The 22,344-nt window shown below is 58.6% G+C and carries 17 protein-coding genes; 11 read left to right on the top strand and 6 right to left on the bottom strand.

What is annotated here, in order from left to right:
• Positions 1–138: 138 nt before the first annotated feature.
• The 3 genes from DCC24_RS07800 to DCC24_RS07790 are packed head-to-tail and all read left to right on the top strand — an operon-like array spanning position 139 to position 3,679.
• The gene (locus tag DCC24_RS07800) at positions 139–573 is read left to right on the top strand and encodes an alpha/beta fold hydrolase (protein ID WP_110099356.1); all 435 of its coding nucleotides are present in this window, start codon (positions 139–141) and stop codon (positions 571–573) included.
• The gene (locus DCC24_RS07795) at positions 558–2,666 is read left to right on the top strand and encodes an alpha/beta fold hydrolase (RefSeq protein WP_110099355.1); all 2,109 of its coding nucleotides are present in this window, start codon (positions 558–560) and stop codon (positions 2,664–2,666) included. The genes DCC24_RS07800 and DCC24_RS07795 overlap by 16 nt, the downstream gene beginning before the upstream one ends.
• Entirely contained in the window at positions 2,663–3,679 is a 1,017-nt protein-coding gene (locus tag DCC24_RS07790; protein ID WP_110099354.1) for an NAD(P)-dependent oxidoreductase, read from the top strand. Before DCC24_RS07795 ends, DCC24_RS07790 begins: the two co-directional genes overlap by 4 nt.
• Here DCC24_RS07790 and DCC24_RS07785 read toward each other — a convergent pair.
• Positions 3,676–5,781: a type IIA DNA topoisomerase subunit B gene (locus DCC24_RS07785; RefSeq protein ID WP_110099353.1), complete on the bottom strand. Its 2,106-nt coding sequence runs from the start codon at positions 5,779–5,781 to the stop codon at positions 3,676–3,678. The two genes, DCC24_RS07790 and DCC24_RS07785, sit on opposite strands and share 4 nt — an antisense overlap.
• 354 nt (positions 5,782–6,135) lie before the next feature.
• Here DCC24_RS07785 and DCC24_RS07780 point away from each other — a divergent pair, with 354 nt between their 5' ends.
• On the top strand, positions 6,136–6,354 hold the full coding sequence (locus DCC24_RS07780; RefSeq protein WP_110099352.1) for a hypothetical protein: 219 nt from the start codon (positions 6,136–6,138) through the stop codon (positions 6,352–6,354).
• A gap of 105 nt (positions 6,355–6,459) precedes the next feature.
• Here the strand turns inward: DCC24_RS07780 and DCC24_RS07775 are convergent, their stop codons facing one another.
• The 3 genes from DCC24_RS07775 to DCC24_RS07765 all read right to left on the bottom strand — a co-directional run bounded on the left by DCC24_RS07775 (position 6,460) and on the right by DCC24_RS07765 (position 10,726).
• Positions 6,460–7,956: an RNA polymerase sigma factor gene (locus DCC24_RS07775; protein ID WP_110099351.1), complete on the bottom strand. Its 1,497-nt coding sequence runs from the start codon at positions 7,954–7,956 to the stop codon at positions 6,460–6,462.
• A 316-nt stretch (positions 7,957–8,272) separates the two neighbouring features.
• A complete protein-coding gene (locus DCC24_RS07770; protein ID WP_110099350.1) occupies positions 8,273–9,550 on the bottom strand; it encodes a DUF4192 family protein in 1,278 nt (425 codons plus the stop codon).
• A gap of 114 nt (positions 9,551–9,664) precedes the next feature.
• The gene (locus DCC24_RS07765) at positions 9,665–10,726 is read right to left on the bottom strand and encodes a proteasome assembly chaperone family protein (protein WP_110099349.1); all 1,062 of its coding nucleotides are present in this window, start codon (positions 10,724–10,726) and stop codon (positions 9,665–9,667) included.
• Between the two features lie 244 nt (positions 10,727–10,970).
• On the opposite strand from DCC24_RS07765, the gene DCC24_RS07760 reads away from it, so the two are divergent.
• The 4 genes from DCC24_RS07760 (at position 10,971) to DCC24_RS07745 (ending at position 16,521) form a co-directional block, all read left to right on the top strand.
• Entirely contained in the window at positions 10,971–12,596 is a 1,626-nt protein-coding gene (locus DCC24_RS07760) for a leucyl aminopeptidase (RefSeq protein ID WP_233492027.1), read from the top strand.
• 226 nt (positions 12,597–12,822) lie between these two features.
• Complete coding sequence (gene lpdA, locus DCC24_RS07755; protein WP_110099348.1) at positions 12,823–14,196, top strand: dihydrolipoyl dehydrogenase; 1,374 nt, start codon at positions 12,823–12,825, stop codon at positions 14,194–14,196.
• A 139-nt stretch (positions 14,197–14,335) separates the two neighbouring features.
• Positions 14,336–16,135, top strand: a complete 1,800-nt coding sequence (gene sucB, locus DCC24_RS07750; RefSeq protein ID WP_110099347.1) for a 2-oxoglutarate dehydrogenase, E2 component, dihydrolipoamide succinyltransferase — start codon at positions 14,336–14,338, stop codon at positions 16,133–16,135.
• Positions 16,136–16,173: 38 nt separating this feature from the next.
• Positions 16,174–16,521: a hypothetical protein gene (locus DCC24_RS07745; protein WP_110099346.1), complete on the top strand. Its 348-nt coding sequence runs from the start codon at positions 16,174–16,176 to the stop codon at positions 16,519–16,521.
• A gap of 91 nt (positions 16,522–16,612) precedes the next feature.
• Here the strand turns inward: DCC24_RS07745 and DCC24_RS07740 are convergent, their stop codons facing one another.
• A complete protein-coding gene (locus DCC24_RS07740; RefSeq protein WP_110099345.1) occupies positions 16,613–18,064 on the bottom strand; it encodes a protein kinase in 1,452 nt (483 codons plus the stop codon).
• 146 nt (positions 18,065–18,210) lie between these two features.
• On the opposite strand from DCC24_RS07740, the gene DCC24_RS07735 reads away from it, so the two are divergent.
• Positions 18,211–18,999: a DUF4191 domain-containing protein gene (locus DCC24_RS07735; protein WP_110099344.1), complete on the top strand. Its 789-nt coding sequence runs from the start codon at positions 18,211–18,213 to the stop codon at positions 18,997–18,999.
• Between the two features lie 30 nt (positions 19,000–19,029).
• Here the strand turns inward: DCC24_RS07735 and DCC24_RS07730 are convergent, their stop codons facing one another.
• Positions 19,030–19,506 (bottom strand): RDD family protein, encoded by a 477-nt coding sequence (locus DCC24_RS07730; protein ID WP_110099343.1) that lies wholly within the window; start codon positions 19,504–19,506, stop codon positions 19,030–19,032.
• Positions 19,507–19,696: 190 nt separating this feature from the next.
• Between DCC24_RS07730 and glnA the strand changes: the two genes are divergently transcribed.
• On the top strand, positions 19,697–21,121 hold the full coding sequence (gene glnA / locus DCC24_RS07725; protein WP_110099342.1) for a type I glutamate--ammonia ligase: 1,425 nt from the start codon (positions 19,697–19,699) through the stop codon (positions 21,119–21,121).
• Between the two features lie 214 nt (positions 21,122–21,335).
• Positions 21,336–22,340: an LLM class flavin-dependent oxidoreductase gene (locus DCC24_RS07720; protein ID WP_110099341.1), complete on the top strand. Its 1,005-nt coding sequence runs from the start codon at positions 21,336–21,338 to the stop codon at positions 22,338–22,340.
• Positions 22,341–22,344: the final 4 nt, after the last annotated feature.

Below are 22,344 nucleotides of genomic sequence, written 5' to 3'. Positions count from 1 at the left end.
ATAACGCAGCGATCATGTGCCTAGCCCGGCGTCGACTAAACGTCATGTACGCGATGATGAAAACAGGCACCCTATACGAACCCCGCACCCCGACCGCGGCTTGACAAACACCATAGGGACACCCCCCACGCCACCATCGTGGCCGTACACGGCAACCCCACCTGGTCGTATCTGTGGCGCGCATTGCTCAACACCACCTACGACCGGGCCGTCTCCGACCCACAACGATACCCAGTCATCCGGGTGATCGCCCCCGACCAGCGGGACATGGGACTCTCCGACCGGTTAGCCCACCGGCGACTGCTTCGTCACAGCGGCAATGGTGGCGACTACCTGGCCCTGGAGGATCGGATCACCGATCTGCAGGAATTGCTCACAGTTCTCATCCCGGAAGCTGAGCACCCGGTCTTCACCCTCGGCCACGACTGGGGCGGGGTCATCTCCTTGGGCGCTGCTCTGCGAGCGCATCAGGCTGGATCCCATCACCTCGCCGGGCTGATGACACTGAACACGGCCGTGCACCAGTCCGAGGACGATCCCCTTCCTGCTCCCCTGCGGTGCGCGATCCACTGAACCTGCCTTACCGGCGCCAAGCCGACCGTGGCGGTGTGGGCGGGTTCGTCGCCGACATCCCCACTGATGCCACCCACCGCAGTGCTCCTGCGCTCCGCCGAGTGGCCACAGCACTCAGCGAGACCTCGTTACCGGCCCTGATCATCTGGGGTGCTACAGATCCGGTATTCCAGGATCGCTACCTCAACGATTTGCGCCAACGCCTGCCTCAAGCCGATGTGCACCGAGTGGAAACCGGCGGGCACCTGATCGTCGAAGACGTCGACTACGCCGCTATCGTCCTGGAATGGGTCTCCCAACAACTCTCCGCCGACGACAACTCTCCTACCGTCAACACCACCGCCACCATCACACACAGTGGTCACTCTGCCAACCAACCCCGCCCCGCCGGCTCAGCCCACGAGGTGCCCTACCAGCCACTGTGGGAGTTCCTGTACCGTGGCGAAGACTCCGCAGCTGCGGCCCTGGTGGATATGTCGGTCAGCTACCGCGGAAAACCCTTCACCGTTTCCTGGGCTCAGCTTTCCCAGCTCGTGGCCGCCATAGCCCAGGGGCTGTGGGATCTTGGACTGCGCCCCGGGGACCGGGTCTGCATCCTGGTTCCTCCCGGACGTGATCTGACCGCGGGACTTTACGCACTGTTGCGCATCGGCGGTGTCGCGGTAATTGCCGATCAAGGGCTGGGGATCACCGGTATGACCCGAGCTGTTCGTAGCGCCAACCCGGACTGGATTATTGGTGAAACCCCCGGACTGATCCTGGCTCGCGCCCAGGGATGGCCAGGCCGTCGCATCTCGGTGTCCACCCTGTCCACTCCGCTGGCTGGCGTACTGGGCGTCGAAGACTCGCTCTATGGTATGGCACTGCGCGAGAAAACCACTACCCGGCTTTCAGCCCTACAGGCTCCCACCCCGGACCCCGAGAGTCTGGCCGCCATCCTGTTCACCTCCGGCTCCACCGGGCCGGCCAAGGGTGTGCGCTACACCCACACCGGGCTCTCCCACCTCACCCAGCTGTTGCGCGATACCTTCGGCGTCACTCCCGGCGCCTCGCTTTTGGCTGGGTTCGCGCCCTTCGCGCTGCTGGGCCCGGCCATTGGTGCGACCTCGGTCACCCCGCGCATGTCGGTCACCAAACCGGCAACCCTGACCGCCTCTGCTCTGGCCGATGCGGCCATTGCCGGTCAGTCCACGATCGCCTTTGGTTCCCCGGCGGCATTGCGCAATGTGGCAGCAACCGCCCGGGAACTCTCCCGTGCCCAGCGCGAAGCACTGGCCGGGATTACCATGATGCTCTCGGCCGGGGCTCCGGTGTCCCAGGACCTAGTCAGAGATATTCAGGTGTTGATGCCACAAGCCGAGATCCACTCCCCGTATGGCATGACCGAGTCGCTGGTACTTACCGACATCAACCACTCCGCCCCCGTGGCAGACACCGCCGGCAACCCCGGTGTACTGGTGGGCACCCCGGCCGGTGAAGTCCGCCTCACCATGGCCCCGCTGGATGACCATGGTATCCCCGCCGAAACACTGTATAACCCCGAGGATACGGTGGACCAGCTGGGCGAAATCGTGGTGTCGGCCTCCCATATGCGCCAAGGCTATGACGCACTGTGGTACACCACCGCTCAAGCCTCCCGCGATCAGCTCGACGGGTTACGCTGGCACCGCACCGGCGATATCGGCCATCTAGATGCGCACGGCCGACTCTGGATCGAAGGTCGCACCCACCACGTCATCTCCACCCCGGCTGGACCCCTGGGACCGGTGCACATCGAAGAAAACGTCGCCGCATTACCAGAGGTATACCGGGCTGCAGCTGTCGGACACGGACCGGCCGGCACCCAAGCGCTGGTGGTCATTATCGAACCCGAGCGTGAGGTCACTGGCCCAATCAAGCCTGGACTGGCTCCCACCCAACTGACGGCAACCGTGCGCAGCGCGGTCACCACACCGGGAGATGTTCCGGTCGCCGCCGTATTGGTAGTCGACAGCATCCCGGTGGATACCCGCCATAACTCCAAGATTGACCGCTCCCGGTTGGCCCGCTGGGCCGATCGAGTCCTCACCGGAGGAAAGGTTGGCAAGCCATGAATCGTTTCGCCGTTGCTCTGCCCAATCTCAGCACGCGTCATGTCCTGGTCACCGGAGCCTCGGGACTGCTGGGTTCCGGTGTCGCATCCGCGCTGGTCGCTGCCGGCGCACAGCTAACCACGTTGCAGCGTCGCCGAAGCGGGATCGCCGGCGCTTACGACGTGCTGGGATCGATCACCGACCCGGAACTGGTTGCCCGCGCGGTCCAGGGTGTAGACACCATCATCCACGTAGCCGCCAAGGTTTCTGTTTCGGGTCCGGCCGAAGCGTACCGTAACGTCAACATTCAGGGCACGGGCAACCTGCTAGATGCTGCACACCGGGCGGGAACGGTGAACCGCTGGATTCACATATCCTCTCCCTCGGTCGCTCACGCCGGTCGCTCTCTGGTGGGTACCACCGCCCAACCGGCCGACCCCGACCAGGCACGCGGGCACTACGCCGCAACCAAAGCAGCCGGTGAGCGCCTGGTCCTTGCAGCTGACCGCGAAGACTTCCGTGTGCTGGTGCTTCGCCCCCATCTGATGTGGGGCCCTGGTGATACCCAGCTGACCGAACGCATCACCGATCGCGCCCGCAGCCACCGTATGCCCATCCTGGGTTCCGGTGCCCCACCGATCGACACGCTGTTTATCGACAACGCTATCTCGGCGGTGCTCGCAGCCGTGTCAGCTATCGAAAACCACCACGGTGAAGCCCTGGTCGTCACCAACGGGGAACCCCGTCCGGTCGGTGAACTGATTCGTCAGATTGCCATCGCCGGTGGCGCTGTAGAACCCACCTTGCGATTACCGGCCGGGCTGGCCACCGTCGCTGGAGCCGTGATTGAAAAGATCTGGGACCTCACCGGAGAACATGACGATGAGCCCCCACTGACCCGGTTTCTCGCCGAACAGCTCTCCACCGCCCACTGGTTCGACCAGCGTCGTACCCGTGAGGTTTTGGCCTGGAAACCCGAGATCAGCATTGACCGCGGACTAGAGCTCACCGCCGAGTATTACCGTAACCACTAGGCATCAATCTGTTCCCGGTTGAGCTCTTGTGCCCCAGAGATAATGAAATCCTTGCGCGGGGCCACATGGGACCCCATCAGTAGCTCAAAGATCTCTTCGGCCGCCTCAAATTCGGAAATATTCACCCGCCGCAGCGTGCGGAAGCGCGGATCCATCGTGGTTTCTGAGAGCTGGTCGGCATCCATCTCGCCCAGACCCTTATACCGCTGGATTGGCTCCTTATACTTCCGGCCATCGGCTTCCAGCGAGCCCAGCAGGTTTTTGAGCTCTTGTTCGGAATAGGTGTACATGACCTCGTTCTCCTTCGAGCCAGAGTTGATAATTTCAACCCGGTGCAACGGTGGAACAGCGGCGTAAATCCGGCCGGCTTCCACCATCGGGCGCATGTAGCGGAAGAATAAGGTCAACAGCAAAGTGCGAATATGAGCCCCGTCCACGTCAGCATCGGTCATCAAAATCACCTTGCCGTAGCGGGCCGCGTTCAAATCAAAGGACCGCCCCGAGCCACCGCCGACCACTTGAATCAGCGCTGAACACTCAGCATTGGAGAGCATGTCCCCCACTGAGGCCTTTTGAACATTGAGAATTTTGCCGCGAATCGGAAACAGCGCCTGGAACTCCGAGGAACGAGCCATTTTCGCCGTCCCCAGCGCTGAGTCACCCTCAACAATGAACAATTCTGACCCGATGGCGTCATTGGTGCGGCAGTCGGCCAGCTTGGCCGGCATGGTCGAGGTTTCTAGTGCGTTCTTGCGTCGCTGATTTTCTTTATGAGTTCGGGCCGAGACCCGCGATTTCATCTCCGCGACGATCTTCTCCAACAGTTGGGTGGTCTGTTGTTTGTCCTGGCGTTTCGTGGACTTCAAAATCGCGCCCAGTTGCTCGGTGACCACCTTATTGACGATTTGTTTGGCAGCCGGAGTACCCAGCACCTCTTTGGTTTGACCTTCGAATTGCGGTTCGGCCAGACGCACGGTGAGCACCGCGGTAAGTCCCGCCAGGATATCGTCGCGCTCGATTTTGTCCTGACCGGGCTTCAGTTTCCGGGAATTGGCCTGAATCGCTTTCCGGAACACCTTCGTCATAGCTTGTTCAAAACCGGAGAGGTGAGTACCGCCCTTCGGGGTAGCAATGATATTCACGAAAGTTTTCACCCGAGTGTCGTACCCAATGTCCCAACGCAGAGCGATATCCACATCGCAATCACGGTCCACATCCTGCATTTGGGCACGTCCGTCCTCGTCGAGAACCGGCACGCGTTCGGTAAAGGACCCTGATCCCTGCAACCGCCAAATATCGGTAACCGGATTCAGTGTAGAGAGGTGGTCGACGAATTCCGAGATACCCCCGTCGTATTGGAAGACCTGTTCGTGGGGCCCCTCGGCTCCGGCAGTACCCGGCAACCGACGCAAATCTCGGATCGTAATCCTCAGGCCGGGCACCAGATATGCGGTCTGACGGGCACGGTCTTCAAGTTCTTGGTACTGGAAGGTGGCATCCGGGGTGAAAATCTGTTCATCGGCCCAATAGCGCACCTTCGTACCGGTGTGTCCGCGCTTCGCCTTGCCCACCACGGGGATATCTCCGGCTTCTGTTTTCGGACTAAACGGCGCCTCGGGGCTGGGAACCCGATGATCTTCAAAGGTCCCTGGCTTCCCGCGCTGGAACGACATCTGGTAAGTCTTGCCACCACGAAAAACGTGCACGTCCAGACGAGAGCTCAGCGCGTTAACGACTGACGCGCCCACACCGTGGAGGCCACCGGCGGCGTTATAGGAACCACTACCAAATTTTCCGCCGGCGTGGAGCTTTGTAAACACCACTTCGACACCAGACAAGCCGGTACGGGGCTCGAGGTCGACAGGAATACCGCGTCCGTGGTCTTCAACCTCCACACTGCCATCGGCATCCAACGTGATGGTGATGGACTGCCCGTAGCCGGCCAGAGCTTCGTCCACGGAGTTATCGATGATCTCCCAGAGACAGTGCATCAGCCCCCGGGAATCGGTAGAGCCAATATACATGCCCGGCCGCTTACGAACCGCCTCAAGTCCTTCGAGTACGGAAAGCTGATGGGCATTGTATTCACTGTTTCGAGACACGGAATCCGCTGACCTTTCATCTGCTGAGTGATGGGCGCTTAAGAGCTTGGATTTTCTCTCCTGTTGACACTAGCCGTTTTTTGTCTCGCCGGAAGTATTTTGGCGTTCCGGCACATGTTCTTGGTTCGCCTTTCGCTTAAGCTCTGACAGAAACGCGACCATGTCCGGAAATCAATGCAATCATTGGTCAGGTCCAGCACCCGTTCGATGGCGTTTCGCCCACGGCGTTGTCCACTCAGGGGTGTGCCGGGACTAAAAGGCGAGATGCTTGTGTTGAACTTGTCAAAGACAGCATGTACCTGCGAGGGTGGTACCAACCGCCCAACTTCGCTTGGACCACACAGAGGAGGCCCAATGTCCACAGCAACAACAGTTGAGTCACCGACCTTGACCGGTGCCGATCGTTGCGATCGGTGCGGCGCACAGGCCTACGTTCGGGCAGTTCTCGCCTCCGGTGGCGTGTTGTTGTTCTGCGCTCACCATGCGCGCCAGGTCGAGGACCAGTTGCGTCCTCAAACCAGCACCTGGCACGATGAGACCCAGCGTCTGCACGAAGGTGCCAGTAGCGAATAAGACTCCAACGCACAAACAGCAACAGCGGGGCGGTTCTCCCCAGATCATGAGAACCGCCCCGCTGTTATCTGCTCAGACCTGCTGTCTCAGGCGACGGCAGAGTTCTTACTCGAGATAATCGCGCAGAACCTGCGACCGAGATGGGTGGCGCAATTTCGACATCGTCTTGGATTCAATCTGGCGGATGCGTTCGCGGGTCACGCTGTAGACCCGACCGATCTCGTCCAACGTCTTGGGCTGTCCATCGGTGAGACCAAAGCGCATCGCCACCACGCCAGCTTCTCGCTCAGACAGGGTGTCCAACACCGAGTGCAGTTGTTCTTGCAACAACGTGAAAGACACCGCGTCAGAAGGAACAACTGCTTCGGAGTCCTCAATCAAGTCACCAAACTCAGAGTCTCCATCTTCGCCCAGTGGAGTGTGCAAGGAGATCGGTTCGCGACCATACTTTTGAACCTCGACCACCTTTTCGGGCGTCATATCGAGCTCGGCGGCCAATTCTTCCGGTGTGGGCTCCCGACCCAGGTCCTGGAGCATCTGGCGCTGTACGCGAGCCAACTTGTTGATGACTTCGACCATGTGCACCGGAATACGAATCGTGCGGGCTTGATCTGCCATCGCGCGAGTGATCGCCTGGCGGATCCACCAGGTGGCGTATGTCGAGAACTTGAAGCCCTTGGTGTAGTCGAACTTCTCGACCGCACGGATCAGACCGAGGTTGCCTTCCTGAATCAGGTCCAGGAACAACATGCCACGACCGGTGTAGCGCTTAGCCAGCGACACCACCAAACGCAGGTTTGCTTCTAGCAGGTGGTTCTTCGCCCGACGTCCATCAGCGATCACCAATTGCATGTCTCGGCGCATGCGCGGGTCATCGTAGGTCTCTTTCTGCATCTTGTGCTCAGCGTAGAGACCTGCCTCGACACGCAACGCAAGGTCTACCTCCTGTTCTGCATTCAACAGCGCGACCTTACCGATTTGCTTCAGATAGTCCTTGACCGGATCGGCGGTGGCACCAGTGACGTTTACGCGCTGAGCCGGGGCATCATCTTCCGCATCAGACACCACGAAGCCGGAGGACGAACTATCATTGTCGTCTTTGCTCGGCGAGACCTTCTGCCCCTTAAACGCATCCACGACTCCCCGGTCGTTCTTGGTCTCCGGCTCTTGGTCTTCAACCAGATCATCGAGATCTACCGGAGTATCGTCTTCACCTTCGACCTCGATATCATCGGCCTCATCCTCGGCGAAGTCATCGGTGTCCTCATCCAATAAGGTATCGTCAACCTCTTCGTCGTCGACCACCGGCTCGGTCTCGGCCTGAGTTGCCTTCTTACCGGAAGCCTTCTTCGCGGTGGTTTTCTTCCCCGCAGTCGACTTCTTGCTCGTCGATTTGGCCGTTGATTTAGCACCAGACTTACCGGTGGACGAAGTACCCGTCGTCTTCTTCTTGGACGAGCTCTTCTTCGTCCGAGTCGTCGAGGCCTTGGCCGTGGAGGCCTTCGTTGTCGAGGCCTTCGTCGTGGTCTTCTTTCGTGTCGAAGACTTCGATGCCGCGCTTTCTGGGTCGACAGCGTCGATCTTTACGGTACTGTCAGTCACTCGATACCTTTCCTACGGGTCAATCCCGTTCAACAGACAGTGGTCTACACACCTATGACCCTGTCAAGTCTGCGTTGCAATGGACAGAATCTCGCTGTTCTTTCGCATCGGAAAGCCAACCGGTTCTGTCCCGCAGAAACAGGGTCCATAGCAGGTGCAACGATCACAGTCGAGGTCTTATTCCCTAAACCGGGCAAAAAGTTCTTCGCTTTTCACCCAGCAGACGTCATCGTCGAACTAGGCACTCATTATTACATGTTTTTCGCTGGTCTTTTGCACCATGACAGCGAACACAGTCCTGCCCAGAAGATGAACATCAGGTACGACCGCTGGAAGACCATGCCCGCTTGGCATCTTTGGCCCAATCACAGACCATTCCACGGTCCAGAGTCTTGCCCAGTAGGTTCAACAGTTCATATCCGTCTCCCCCGGCATGTTGTAGCTGGCGGTGGTAATTGGCTGCAATGCTCCCTCGGCCTCTCACCCACTCGATATAGACAAGGTAAATCCCTAAAACAAGGACTTCCGGACCGTCGTAGATACTCATTGCATACCGTGCACAATCTTCAAACCGCTGGATCCGGGTCCAGTCTGCCACGGTGTCCGAAGCACCGATAAATGCTTGACTGAACTGTGTGCCACTGGTTGCTGTGGGGATCACGTCGAACTCATCGGCATAGCCTTGAGGGATCAGGCCCAGGTGGATGGCTCCCGCCAAGGCAGGCTCAAGACCAAAACAGGCGATATTGAGCACCATGTCACGGTAACGGTCTTCGCCCAGCCCACGGACGAGATCACACCATTCAGTAGATTCCAGCGACTGCGGTAGGGTCTCGCCAGACAGCAGGCGGTCCCACGCCTGAAGGTCCGCGTATAAGGCACGAATTTGCTCGGGGGTGTTTGCCTCAGCGACCTGATGGCGCTGTGTGGGGTCCATTGCTGGCCACGTTTCAAGTTGTTCGGCCAGTCGTTGGGCATTAAACGGCAACACCAAATCGTTCGGGCCTCGGGGTGTGTCAACACCGTCGGCGCGCATTGAGAGGTCTAAGAAACTGTTTTCGGTCGCGTCCAACGTCGCACCCTGGACGGGGCATTCGGCTCCGTGCGCGCAGTCCAGGTGCCATACTCGGTGTGGGCTGAGCACCCAAACTTCTTGAGCCGGTAATTGGTGGTGGCGCAAATGCTCTTGCAGGTTTGCAGCAAAGCGTCGGTATCCAGCTAGCCGGTCGACCGGACCGGGATCGCCCACCGTGTCATCTTCGGATTGCAAGAGCATAAAGCAACCGTCGGCCTTTGGATCGGTGCGCAGGGTTGTCGCCACGCGATCGAAGAATCCGGTGGAAATAGGGAATTCGTCCTCACCGACGGGGTCATCTAGCGCTGGCAGATCGACACGCAGTACGGCGCGGAAGCTGGATTCGCAGGTGCTAATTAACACGCAACTTCGTTGGGGGACGAATCCCAACGTATTCTGCACGAAGGCCAGGACATCTTCCTCAGTTCTGGCGAGAAACTGTCGTGGTCCTTGCGACCGGGCTGGTGGTGTTGAGTCGGTGGTTCCAAGGGCTACTGAATGCTGATTATTTTCTGTCATGTACCCAGCATCAGTCCATCATCGGAGACGACACTATCTAGCGAGATGAACTGTGGACGGTTTCAGCGCAGGACCGACATTGTGGAGAACCAGCCCGACTTAGCGCTTGGGGATCTAGCGCCCGTCCGAGTCCTGAGGGTTGTCTCCGTCAGTTTCCGAACCCGACTCCGCGCCATTGGATTCTTCGGCCGACTCGTCCTCGTCGCGTGCAGTTGAGCTCAACCCGAGTCGCTCGGCGTTGTGTTGCGACTGGGTATTAAGGAAGTCCTCGGCTTGAGCACCAATCTCTTCGCCGTCGGGAATGTGCTGGTTCGGCGGCAGAAGCAAAGAACGCGGCTGTTCCTGGTCTTCGGTATACCGGTCGAACTGAGCTTCCAGGGCCACAACCATGTGTGAAATCTGGGGGGAGTTCTCGGTTTGTTGGGCCAGTTGCCGATCAACCTGACGTCCCGCTTCACGCAACTCATCGGTGGGCACCACGATGCCCATCGCCGCTGAAAGGTATTCCAGTCCGGCCACAGCCGCCTGCGGGTAGGTTGCATCGGCCAGATAATGTGGCACGTGCAGGGTGAACCCGGTGACCTTTCGGCCGTTCTCGGTGAGCTTGACCTCGAGTAATTGCGACATACCGGCCAACATCTGGGCCTGAGGAGACCAGGTGGACAGTCCTTCGAGTAATTCCTCCCGGCTACCGTGCGTGGTCACGCCCAAGGGACGAGTGTGTGGAACCGGAAGCGGAATAGCGTCCACTATCGCGACCTGTGACAGGTCCAGTTCGCGCACGATGGACATGACCGCATCGGAGAAACGTTCCCACTGGTAGTCCGGCTCAGGGCCGGACAGTACCAAAAACGGTTGGTCCATTTCATCGGTAAAAACATCCAGCGAGATTTCCGGACGCTGATAGTCGGTGAATTTTTCCCCGTCAAAGGTAATGTGGGGGCGTTGAGCCCGGTAATCAATGAGCTGATCAGTATCAAAGGTGATCAGTTGCTCGTGATTGAGCCGGTTGAACAAAAGGTACCGGATCTGTTCGGTAAGGTGCCCGGCATCCAGATGACCACCGAAAAGCAGTAGTAGTTTGGTTCCTCGCAACGGTGAGGGATCGTCCTCGGACCCGGTCATGAGGTCACGACCGGCGGGACTGAACTGGATTAGGTGATGCGGATCCTGCATCCAGAAGCCTCCTCACGTCCTGGAATATCAAGTGTTCTGTCGATTCTATCGATCTTGTGCACTATAACTGTGTCCCCTACCCGATCTATTCCAACCTCCCTTTAATTCCATCCTCCCTTGACCGGGCCAGGCAGCTCTTTACTCGTCTGCGCTCTGAGAGGAACCCTTCACGTTACGCCCCTGTGACGGGCGACAAGATAGCGGTGACTGTCTAGGATTAACTGCGTTGTCATTGTAAAGATGTATGAATCACCGGGAAGTGATGTCGTTGACTGAAATCACCGAACTCATGAGCAAGTTCTGCGCCGAACCGCACCTGCGTTATACCACCGTTGCACCGGAAGCCGATCTGGTGATCTACGGGGTCGCCGCCGGAGAAGAATCCGGAACATTGGTGGCCTCCGACGCCCCGGAGAGTCTCCATCGCCTGCTGAGTGATTTCCACGTCACCGGTGCTGCCGAGAAGGTTCTGGTCTTCCCCGCTCCAGAAGATGTTGCCGCCCGCAAGATCGCCTTCGTTGGCTTAGGCTCGGCCAAACCAGCCCCGCAGGGCACGCCGGTCCCCGATCAGCGCCAACCGGATACTCTGGGACCCGAAAGCTACCGTCGCGCCGCCGGTGCTGCGGTTCGCCACCTGTTGGACCAGCACCCGGTGTCCACCGTGGTGTTTGAGATGGGCGCTGATTCGCCCGAGCTGCTCCAGGCCGTTGCCGAAGGTGCTGCCATTGCAAGCTACCGGTTCACCGCCTTTTCAACGCGTACCAGCAACGACGAGACTCCGCACGATGCGACCGGGCAGGGACAGGATCGCTTGGTCGCTGACGAATTCGTGATCCGCACCGCAGTGGAGGAAGAACAAGCCGAACGTATTGTGACTGAGGCGTCTCAGATCAGTCGTGGTGTGCACACGGTGATGAACCTGGTCAATACTCCAGCCTCGGTGCTCTACCCCGAGTCTTTCGCCGAGTTCGTCACCCAGCTGGTCTCCGATCAGCCACAGATCAGTTGCGAGATCTGGGATGAACAACAACTCGACGCCGAAGGGTGCGGTGGCATTCTGGGTATCGGTCAGGGATCGGCCCACCCGCCCCGGCTAGTCAGGCTCTCCTATCCGCCCGCCACGGACTCGCACGTCCAGCCGACTCACGTTGCCCTGGTGGGCAAAGGCATCACCTTCGACACCGGAGGGATTTCGCTCAAGCCCGCCAATTCTATGCTGACCATGAAAACCGATATGACCGGAGCTGCCACCGTGGCCGCGGTGATCAACACGGTGGCGGCACTGAACCTGCCGATCAAGGTCACCGGCTGGCTGGCCATGGCCGAAAACATGCCCTCCAGCACGGCCGTCAAGCCCTCCGATATCGTGACCATCCGTAACGGAAAGACCGTGGAAATCATGAACACCGACGCCGAAGGTCGCGTCGTGATGGCCGATGCGCTGGTAGCCGCCACCGAAGAAGCCCCCGCTGCTGTAATTGACATTGCCACTCTCACCGGCGCTCAAATGGTGGCCTTGGGGCAACGAACCACCGGCGTAATGGGGCACGACCAGGTCCGCACCCAGCTGGTCGAGGCCGCCCAACGGGCCGGAGAGCTGATCTGGCCGATGCCGATACCAGAGAACCAGCGGGAGTCCTTGGATTCACGCGTGGCTGATATCTCTAATATGGGCTCGAAGTTTGGCGGAATGCTCACCGCCGCGGCGTTCCTTCGAGACTTCGTCGGCGAGACCCCCTGGGCACACCTGGATATCGCCGGCCCCAGTTTCAACGAAGAGGCACCCTTTGGCTACACGCCCAAAGATGCCACCGGAGTCATGCTTCGAACCCTGGTGGAATACCTGCGCCAGAACGCTCAGCAGAGCTAAACATTCGAAGACAGCCCCGAAAACAGCGCTCCAAGATCAGCTGTGACGAGTTTTACACCGCAGTCGTTAATACCGCAGACAATGTGTGGCAACAGCCTGGTTGTCAGCGATAAGCTGGTTATCAAAGGCATCGAGGATCAGTGTGCGGTCCTGCACGGTGCACCGCTGACGAAAAGTCGATATTTGTCGAGCCAAACAGGCTTGACCTAGATGAGGAGAACTCAACGTGACCGAAAACGCCACAGAATTCGACGTCCTAATCCTCGGCGGTGGCTCCGCCGGTTATGGTGCCGCTCTACGAGCAGTGCAGCACGGATTCAGCGTAGGTCTGATCGAAAAAGAGAAACTCGGTGGGACGTGCTTGCACTTTGGTTGCATCCCGACCAAGGCATACCTGCACGCTGCAGAAGTAGCCGATGAAGCACGCAGCGGTTCCAAGATCGGTGTCAACTCCAACCTGGAGTCCATCGACATGTCCAAGGTCCGTGACTACAAGGACAAAATCGTCTCCGGCAAGTTCAAGGGTCTACAGGGCCTGATGAAGATGCGCAAGATCACGGTGATTGAGGGCGAAGGCAAGCTGGTGTCGGAGTCCGAAATTGAGGTCGATGGTACCCGCTACCGGGGCGAGAACATCATCCTGGCATCCGGTTCCTACTCCAAGACCATGGGCCTGCCGATCGGCAACAAGATTATGACCAGCTTCGAGGCCTTACAGCTGGACTATTTGCCCAAGTCAGCGATCGTGCTCGGTGGCGGTGTCATCGGTTCTGAGTTCGCCTCCGCCTGGAATTCCTTCGGCATTGAGGTGACCATCATCGAAGGCCTGGACCACTTGGTCCCCAACGAGGATCCGGCCATCATCAAGGTCCTGGAGCGTGAGTTCAAGTCCAAGGGCATCAAGTCCAATCTGGGGACCTTCTTCGACAAGGTCGAAGAAACTGACAACGGTGTCAAGGTCACCCTGGTGGACGGTAAAGAATTTGAAGCCGAAGTCTGCTTGGTCGCGGTGGGCCGTGGACCCAACACTGAAGGTTTGGGCTATGAAGAGGTCGGTATCCCGATGGACCGTGGCTTCGTGACCCCCAATGAGCGTTTGCACACCGGCGTGGGCAACATCTACGCCATCGGTGACATCGTCCCGGGCAAGCAACTGGCCCACCGTGGTTACCAGCAGGGTATTTTCGTGGCCGAAGAAATCGCCGGCAACAACCCGATGGTCGTTCCCGATGAACGGATCCCTGCGGTGACCTTCACCAACCCCGAGATCGTCTCGGTTGGTTTGACCCAGCCCAAGGCTGAAGAGCGCTTCGGTAAAGACAACGTGGAAGTCGCCGAGTACAACCTGGCCGGTAACGGTAAGTCCTCGATCCTGGGTACGAAGGGGTTGATTAAGCTGGTGCGTCAGAAGCACGGCCCGATTGTTGGAGTCTTCGGCGTTGGTGCCCGCATTTCCGAGCAGGTCGGTGAAGCCCAGTTGATCGTCAACTGGGAAGCCTACCCTGAGGATGTGGCTTCGCTGGTGCACGCTCACCCGACGCAGAACGAATCGCTGGGTGAAGCAGCCATGATGCTGTTCGGTCACCCCCTGCACGCCTAATCATCCACCCCACCGGGTGGCTGGCAGGCACCGACCGTCGTCCACCCTTGAACCACCGACAACCACTGATCTGCAGCGAAGACATCAGCACATCATTGGCCCAAGATCAGTGGGAAATTGAGAGAGGAAACGGGACACCATGTCAGAAACCGTGAACCTGCCCGAGCTGGGCGAGTCCGTGACCGAAGGAACGGTAACGCGTTGGCTCAAAGAAATTGGCGACACCGTCGAAGTCGACGAACCCATTGTGGAAGTCTCCACCGATAAGGTCGACACCGAAATTCCCTCCCCAGTGGCCGGAACCCTGGTCGAGATTTTGGTTGACGAGGACGAGACCGTTGAGGTTGGTCAGGCTTTAGCCCAGATTGGCGATGCCGATGAAGCCAGCGGTTCTTCCTCCGACGACGAGGGCGCCGCAGACGAGACTGAAGAGAAACCTGAAGATCAACAGCAGGAAGAGCAACCGGAGGAGTCCGGTGACGACTCCGCTGACCAGCAGGCTCCGGCTGCTTCCTCCGGCGGTTCCGGCGAGGGCGAAGAGGTAACCCTGCCAGAACTCGGCGAATCGGTCACCGAAGGTACCGTGACTCGTTGGCTGAAAGACATCGGCGACACCGTCGAGGTGGACGAAGCTCTGTTGGAGATCTCCACCGATAAGGTCGACACGGAGATCCCCTCCCCGGTCGCCGGTACTCTATTAGAGATCAAGGTCAACGAAGACGATGTTGCCGAGGTCGGTGATGTCCTGGCTATCGTGGGCTCCGGCGATGCCACCGAGTCCCCCTCCGAGACGCCGTCAGACGACTCGTCCACCCACGAGACCGCAGACGAACAAGCTGATGAGGAGCCGGCACCGGCCGAGCCACAGGATCAGGGCGAAGCCGAGGCCAAGACCGAAGACACCCAGAGCGCAGAACCGGCTGAACAACCGGCTACACCGGCTTCTGATGCGGAATCCGACACTGCGACTCAGAGTAGCGGTGGCTACGTCACCCCGCTGGTACGTCGTCTGGCCCGTGAGTCCGGTGTGGACCTCAATGATGTGACCGGTACCGGTGTGGGTGGTCGGATCCGTCGTCAAGACGTGCTCACTGCCGCTGAAGCTCAGAAGTACGAAGAGAAGCAGGCTCAGAAGTCTTCCTCGGCAACGACACCATCTCAGGCTCCTGCACAATCCTCTCCTCCGGAGCCGAAGTCCTCGGTCGATCCGTCCAAGCGTGGTTCCACCGAGAAGGCTTCGCGCACCCGCCAGGTGATTGCCCAGCGCATGACGGATTCCCTGCACACCACTGCCCAGCTCACCCAGGTTCACGAGGTCGATTTGACCCGTATCGTCGCCCTGCGCAATGCCGCCAAGGAACAGTTCCAGGCCCAGCACGGCGTCAAGCTGACCTACCTGGCCTTCATTACTCTGGCAGCTGCGGAGGCACTGCGTGCTCACCCGGTCATCAACGCCGAGTACAACTCCGAGTCCAAGGAAATCACCTACCACGATTCCGAGGACATCGGCATCGCCGTTGATACCGAAAAGGGTCTGCTGGTGCCGGTTATCAAGGGCGCTGGCAACCTGAACCTCTCCGGCATCGCCTCCCAGATCGCTGAGCTGGCTGAGAAGTCCCGGACCGGCAAGATCTCGCCAGATCTACTCTCAGGTGGTACCTTCTCGATCACCAATTTAGGGTCCTTCGGCGCCTTGTTCGACACCCCGGTGCTCAACGCGCCGCAGTCGGCCATCTTGGGCCCGGGGAACATCGTCAAGCGACCAATGATCGTTCCGGATGCTGAAGGTAACGACAGCATTGCGATCCGCGACATGATGTATCTGTCCTTGACCTACGACCACCAGATCATCGATGGTGCCGACGCAGGTCGTTTCATGACCACGTTGAAGAACCGCCTTGAAAATGCGGAATTCGGCGCTGAGCTTGGTCTGAACTAAAAGCTTGGTCTGAACTAAAGGAGCTTGACCCCACCATTATGGAAATTGTTCGTCTCATTTTTCTTGCAATTCACTTGCTCGGTTTCGCAGCCGTGGTCGGTGGATGGTTCGCGCATTTCAAGCGACCGACGGTGACCAAGTCGCAGTTCTGGGGCGCCATCGTGATTGTGCTGTCCGGACTAGTACTCTTTGGATTGGCCGAAATGATGGGCGAACCAAACCGCATCAAGCTCACTATCAAGTTGGTGCTGGGCATTACGGTGCTGGTGGTTGCCTGGGTGGGCCAACGCAAGGTCAATAAGGGTGAGCTGGTCCCCACTGGCATTGCCCACGCGACCGGCGGGACCGCGCTCATTACCGCTTTAGTAGCTGTGCTATGGCAGTAATACCCTAAGCAGATCATCCCCAACGTTTCGGGGCCACCGTCAATTCCTCCCAGGAGGATCCTGACGGTGGCCCCGAAGCCTGTGTGCGCCGTTAGTGCTCATGGACCCGGCTTATTTTCCATTCCTGGTCATACTGCAACGTGACCACGAGATCAGCGTGTGACTCTTGTACCGACGCCCTGACCACGCCGTGAGCACCTTCGTCCGTCACCTCCTGTTGCGGCCACCCCCACTGGACGGGAATACGCACTGTCGTATCATCCAGGATCTCAACCTCGCCAGTGCGTTGTCCGCGCATTGAAAAGTCCTCCAAGTTCAATCCCTGCTCCGCCAAGCCCTCAATCATTTCTCGATCGTGAACCGCCACCTCAGATTCCCCGACCGCATAACGATCCACCATGTCCGGATCGGTGGTACGAAACGCCGCTGAGCGTTGTTGCACAATCTGTTCCAACCGCTCATCCAAACGTTCCGGATCCATGTGGTCGGTGACCGAGACAGTGTCCTGTGTGGCCCTGGCTGGTTCTTGAGACTCTGCCGTCAACGACGGCGACCCGCTAATCAGCGCTAAACCAACCGCCATGGCACCCGCTCCAGCGATGAATCGTCGTTGGGCCCGTTGCCGAAGGCCACGACGCGTTTTCGGTATCCTTCTTCGGGCGGGGCGTCGGGGGCGGTTTTTCTTCTCCGACGGTGGTTCCGACAATTTGGTGGGAAGTAAGATCCTCACGTCTGCAGCCACAATCGAATGCAACTCCAGCGCCCTGGGCTCGCCCCAATGCACGGCAGCTTCCAGACAATGACGCATAGTGGGGCGTTGTGTCGGATCATCGTCCAGACACGCCTCCAGAACATCTACCACATGTTCATCAATGTTGGGCACCAAGGACGGGAGCGGAGCGCGCACGTATGTTTTGCCCGGCACTCGTCCGGTGAGAAGATACCAGCACAGCGCCGCCCAGCTATACACGTCCGTCGCCGATGTCACGGCTGAGGCCTTAGCGTGCTGTTCTGGTGCCGCAAAACCGTGCACCGGTTGGCCCGGTCCTGCATCCGTGAGATAGGGCGCCCCGTTGAGGTCAAAAACCACCTCGGCCGGGCCCAACCCGCCATGACTGAGCCCTTGTCGGTGTAGTTCAGATAACGCCTGAGCGACCGGGATGACAATGGTCAAACATTGCTCGAGTTCCAGCGGACCCATGGTGTTGACGAGTTTAGCGGCATGAGAACCTCGCATCAGTTGCCAGCATCCCACCTGCGGCGCCGAATCGTCGCGGAGCTCGACGGCGCCAATCAGTGGCACCACGTGCGGATGGCTAAACCGTTGGGCCCGGTCGATAATCTGTGAGTGTCTCTCCTCCCCTACCTGCCCGAGGTCTGGAATTTTTAGCACGGCGGGCGCATCTCGTGAGCTAAATCCCGGGGGACGAAACCGCCAGAGGTTAAAGCGTTCGCCGGTGCAATACAGCTCGCCGACCTCACCCGAGAGCGGCTGTGGAGGCTGAGGTAGTGCGTCGGAGGTGTGCGATGAGGGATAGGTCATCAAATAATCCTGGGCTCGTAACAACGCGGTGTGCGATGCGGGTGTGCGAGGACAAAGGTGACAATGTCTGCCCCTGATTCTGCCGGAATCGCTCCCCTCACGGGGTGAGTTATCCACAGATAACTTTCGGTAGTATAGGTGTCATTATGGCCTCAGATAATTCTTCTCCCACTAAAGATCTCAAGACTGTCAAAGCCGAGCAGAAAGAGCGTCGGCGACAGCAGAGAGCCGAAGCGAAGGCGAACAAGAAGAGCCGCAAAAAGAACCAGGACGGTTTTTTCAAACGTATTGGGCGAGTCTTTAAAGACACCAAAGAATACGATCCCGCCGTGGTGTGGTGGATGCTACTTGGTTTTGCGGTGCCGATTCTGATCGGTGTCATCCTTGCCGGTCTCACCGGCAACTGGGTGACGTGGATCTTGATTGCTATCCCGTTCGGTTTGCTGACCGCCTTGATTATCATGAACCGGCGGGCTGAACGCGCGGCTTTTGCGCGCATCGACGGACGTCCTGGTGCTACGGGCGCGGCTTTGTCAACGTTAGGCCGCGGCTGGGTGGTACCCCAGGAGCCGGTCGCCATGAACGCTAAGTCTCAGGAAGCGGTGTACCGTGCCACCGGGAAAGCTGGTGTGGTCCTGGTGGCTGAGGGCTCGTATAACAAGGCCCGTCAGCTGGCTGAAAAAGAGCGTCGCCACATGAGCCGTTATTTGCCTAATGTCGAGATCCGTATTCTGCAGGTCGGTCATGGAAAGAATGAAGTGTCACTACACCAGCTGAGAAAGACCATCAAACGGATGAAAAAAACCCTCAATAAGCACGAAGTTCGGGCCATTGAGAACCGTCTGGCGTCCTTGCCTAGTAATAAGCTCCCGATTCCTAAGGGTGTGGATCCTTTCAAATCCCGTCCAGATCGTCGGGCGATGCGAGGGCGCTAAAGCCCCGGAGCTCGAGCGTGGATACACTAACTAGGCGGTGATCACGACCGTTTTGGCGAGCAGATCGTGGACTCCACGCTGGTCCTTGTCCATCACGATCGCCGGGATAAACAGGCCCAGGAGTAGCGCACGAATTGCTGCCTGCCATAGTCCCACGGAGGCCCCGCCAACGCGAACCACCTGAATGCGGAATAGGGCTTTGCCGATGGTAGCTCCCAACAGTCCTACCAACAGCCAGTGCATCATCACGAAAAACAGCAGGGGAAGCCAGGGCTGATCACTGCCAACAAGCCAAGCCAATCCTACGGAGATAAACCAGTCGCTAAACAGTGCTCCGACACGGCGTCCCAGCGAGGCAACCGAGCTCGGCCCGGTTCTGGGGAGCCCTAATCGTTCACCGGGGTAGGTATCTTGCTCTCCCGGGGGACCTTCCACCCAGGAAGCAAGATCTTTCCGGGAGATCAACGGGTCCTCGGCGTTGTCTTCGCGACGGTGTTCTGCGGACATAAGACAACTCTATCGGTTCGGTCTTGTCATCCTCAGTGTGTGGCAGGCACGGCTCCGCCTGACCAAGACCCTTTCTCCGTTGCGCTATTGCAGGAATTCCCGACGGCTTTCCCCCGATCAAAGCGCGCTTTCTGTAGGGTTAATGCCATCGCGGAAAGTCTGCATCGCGGAAACTATGACAGGAGTAAGAATGTTCTCCACCTCAGAAGAAATTCTCGCCTATCTCAAAGACGAGGATGTGGCCTTTGTTGATGTGCGGTTCACCGACCTCTTCGGTGGAATGCACCACTTCAACCTGCCGGCCAAGGCTGTCGACAACGACTTTTTTGAAAGTGGCCAGCTCTTCGACGGCTCGTCGATTCCCGGCTTCGCCACCATCGCAGAGTCCGATATGCAACTGATTCCCGATGTGACCACCGCGTTTATCGATCCCTTCCGGGAGCAGAAGACTCTGGCGATGTTCTTCTCTATCATTAATCCCCGCACCGGGGAGCCCTACCACCGGGATCCCCGCGGTGTGGCCACGCGAGCAGAGGATTATTTAGCCTCCACCGGTATCGCCGACACTGCCAGTTTCGCCTCTGAAGCCGAGTTCTACCTGCTGGATGGCGTCCGTTACGAGAATCAGGCACATAAATCGTTCTTTGAAATTGATGCTGAAGAAGCCTGGTGGAACACCGGTCGTGAAGAGCCCGGTGGCAACCTAGGACACAAGACTCCGTCCGGTGGCGGCTACTTCCCGGTCTCCCCGATTGACCAAATCGCCGATGTGCGTGATGAAATCTGCTTACTTTTGGAACAGGTTGGGCTCGAAGTCGAGCGCTCTCATCACGAGGTGGGCTCGCCCGGGCAGGCCGAAATCAATTTCCGCTTCGATTCTTTGTTGCACTCGGCCGATAAGGCTCAGGTGTTCAAGTATGTCGTGAAAAACACCGCCTTGTTGTTCGGCAAAACCGCGACCTTTATGCCCAAGCCGGTCTACGGTGATGGCGGTTCAGGCATGCACTGCCACCAGTCCCTGTGGCAAGACGGCGAACCGCTGTTCTACGACGAAAAGGGCTACGCTTCACTGTCTGATCTGGCCCGCTGGTACATCGGCGGACTGCTGGAGCACTCCTCAGCCATTATGGCCTTCACCAACCCGACGGTGAACTCCTATAAGCGTCTGGTCAAAGGTCACGAAGCACCGATCAACATGCTCTACTCGCAGGGCAATCGCTCGGCAGCTATCCGCATTCCGATTACCGGGACCAACCCCAAAGCCAAGCGACTGGAGTTCCGTGCGCCGGACCCCTCCCAGAACCCCTATCTCGCTTTTGCAGCTCAGCTGATGGCCGGTCTGGACGGAATTCGTAATCGCATCGAGCCACCGGAGCCGGTGGATAAGGACCTCTACGAGTTGCCTCCGGAAGAAGCCGCCGATGTGAAGCAGGCGCCACGCACTCTGGAAGAAGCGATCGACGCTCTGGAAGAGGACCACGAATTCCTCCTGGCCGGTGATGTGTTCAGCGAAGACCTGATCAACACCTGGATTGACTATAAGCGTGAGTACGAGATCAATGTGTTGCGCGCCTACGTTTCGCCGAAGGAATTCGAGCTCTACTACTCGATCTAGCACCTACGCCATCAAGGACGGCTTCAACCTTCTACCTGGCGACTCAGGTAACTGCAACGGTGCTGGTGGGGATCACCGTGATCCCCACCAGCACCGTCGGTTAATACCGTGGTGAATCTGACACGCGTCGTAGCACCGCCAAGGAATATTTGTCTCTCGGTTGGAGCTATACGCGACAGAAACACAGATCCTGCTCACTGAAAGAAGGTTTCGAATGCCTGAAGCTGGCGCTTCAACGAACTACCGGGTTTCCATTCTCGACTTAGCCACCGTCCGCCATGGGCAGTCTATTGGTGACGCGGTCGGTGAATCGCTGACTTTGGCCCAACGGGCCGAAGAACGAGGTTTCCACCGTATTTGGTTCGCTGAGCACCACAACATGCCCTCGATCGCTTCGTCGGCAACCTCCGTGTTGCTATCTCACATCGGCGCCCACACCTCCACAATCCGCTTGGGCTCTGGTGGCGTGATGTTGCCCAACCACGCTCCGTTGCTGATTGCCGAACAGTTCGGGATGTTGCAGGAACTCTACGGCCCCCGCATCGACCTCGGCTTGGGCCGTGCACCGGGAACCGACCAGAAGACTCTGTGGGCACTGCGTCGCGATCCTCAGTCCGCTGACCGGTTCCCCCAAGACGTTGTGGAGCTGCAGGGCTACTTAAGTGGGGACTCCCAGATTCCCGGGGTGGAAGCCTATCCTGGTAAGGGCACCAACTTGCCCATCTTCATTCTCGGCTCCTCACATTTCGGCGCGCAGCTAGCTGCCAAACTGGGCCTGCCCTACACCTTCGCATCTCATTTCGCTCCGCAGATGCTGGAATCGGCTGCCAGCTTGTACCGGGAGCACTACGAGCCCTCTGAACAGCACCCGGAGCCCTACTTCATTGCGGCCCTGAACGTCATTGCCGATGAGACCGAAGAGGGCGCCCAGGCCAGCTTGGAGGCCGCTCAGCGCTCCCGGATTCGGTCCTTCCTGGGTCGCGGTAAGAACCTCAGCGACGATGAGGTGTCCTTACTGCTCCACTCTCCGGCCGGCGAACAGGTGTTGAGCATGTTGAAGTACACTGCGGTGGGCACCGCCTCAGTGGTACGCGAGTACATGGATCAGTTTGCCGAACGGGTCTCAGCCGATGAGCTGATCATGACTAATCTGGCCCCGTCGTTGCAGAGTCGCTTGACCACCTTGGACCTGGTCGGCTCCTCGGTCATCAACCGATAAACTC

The organism is Auritidibacter sp. NML100628, from assembly GCF_003185985.1.
Taxonomy (GTDB): domain Bacteria; phylum Actinomycetota; class Actinomycetes; order Actinomycetales; family Micrococcaceae; genus Auritidibacter; species Auritidibacter ignavus.
The sequence above is the reverse complement of the archived record's forward strand: the minus strand, read 5'-3'. Positions and strand labels throughout refer to the sequence as shown.

Excerpts from the sequence above, each read along its gene's own strand:
- glnA (WP_110099342.1), top strand. The coding sequence starts at position 19,697 with ATGTTCTCCACCTCAGAAGAAATTCTCGCCTATCTCAAAGACGAGGAT.
- DCC24_RS07760 (WP_233492027.1), top strand. The coding sequence starts at position 10,971 with ATGAATCACCGGGAAGTGATGTCGTTGACTGAAATCACCGAACTCATG.
- sucB (WP_110099347.1), top strand. The coding sequence starts at position 14,336 with ATGTCAGAAACCGTGAACCTGCCCGAGCTGGGCGAGTCCGTGACCGAA.
- DCC24_RS07740 (WP_110099345.1), bottom strand. The coding sequence starts at position 18,064 with ATGACCTATCCCTCATCGCACACCTCCGACGCACTACCTCAGCCTCCA.
- DCC24_RS07770 (WP_110099350.1), bottom strand. The coding sequence starts at position 9,550 with ATGACAGAAAATAATCAGCATTCAGTAGCCCTTGGAACCACCGACTCA.
- DCC24_RS07790 (WP_110099354.1), top strand. The coding sequence starts at position 2,663 with ATGAATCGTTTCGCCGTTGCTCTGCCCAATCTCAGCACGCGTCATGTC.
- DCC24_RS07730 (WP_110099343.1), bottom strand. The coding sequence starts at position 19,506 with ATGTCCGCAGAACACCGTCGCGAAGACAACGCCGAGGACCCGTTGATC.
- DCC24_RS07735 (WP_110099344.1), top strand. The coding sequence starts at position 18,211 with ATGGCCTCAGATAATTCTTCTCCCACTAAAGATCTCAAGACTGTCAAA.
- DCC24_RS07780 (WP_110099352.1), top strand. The coding sequence starts at position 6,136 with ATGTCCACAGCAACAACAGTTGAGTCACCGACCTTGACCGGTGCCGAT.
- DCC24_RS07765 (WP_110099349.1), bottom strand. The coding sequence starts at position 10,726 with ATGCAGGATCCGCATCACCTAATCCAGTTCAGTCCCGCCGGTCGTGAC.
- DCC24_RS07745 (WP_110099346.1), top strand. The coding sequence starts at position 16,174 with ATGGAAATTGTTCGTCTCATTTTTCTTGCAATTCACTTGCTCGGTTTC.
- DCC24_RS07720 (WP_110099341.1), top strand. The coding sequence starts at position 21,336 with ATGCCTGAAGCTGGCGCTTCAACGAACTACCGGGTTTCCATTCTCGAC.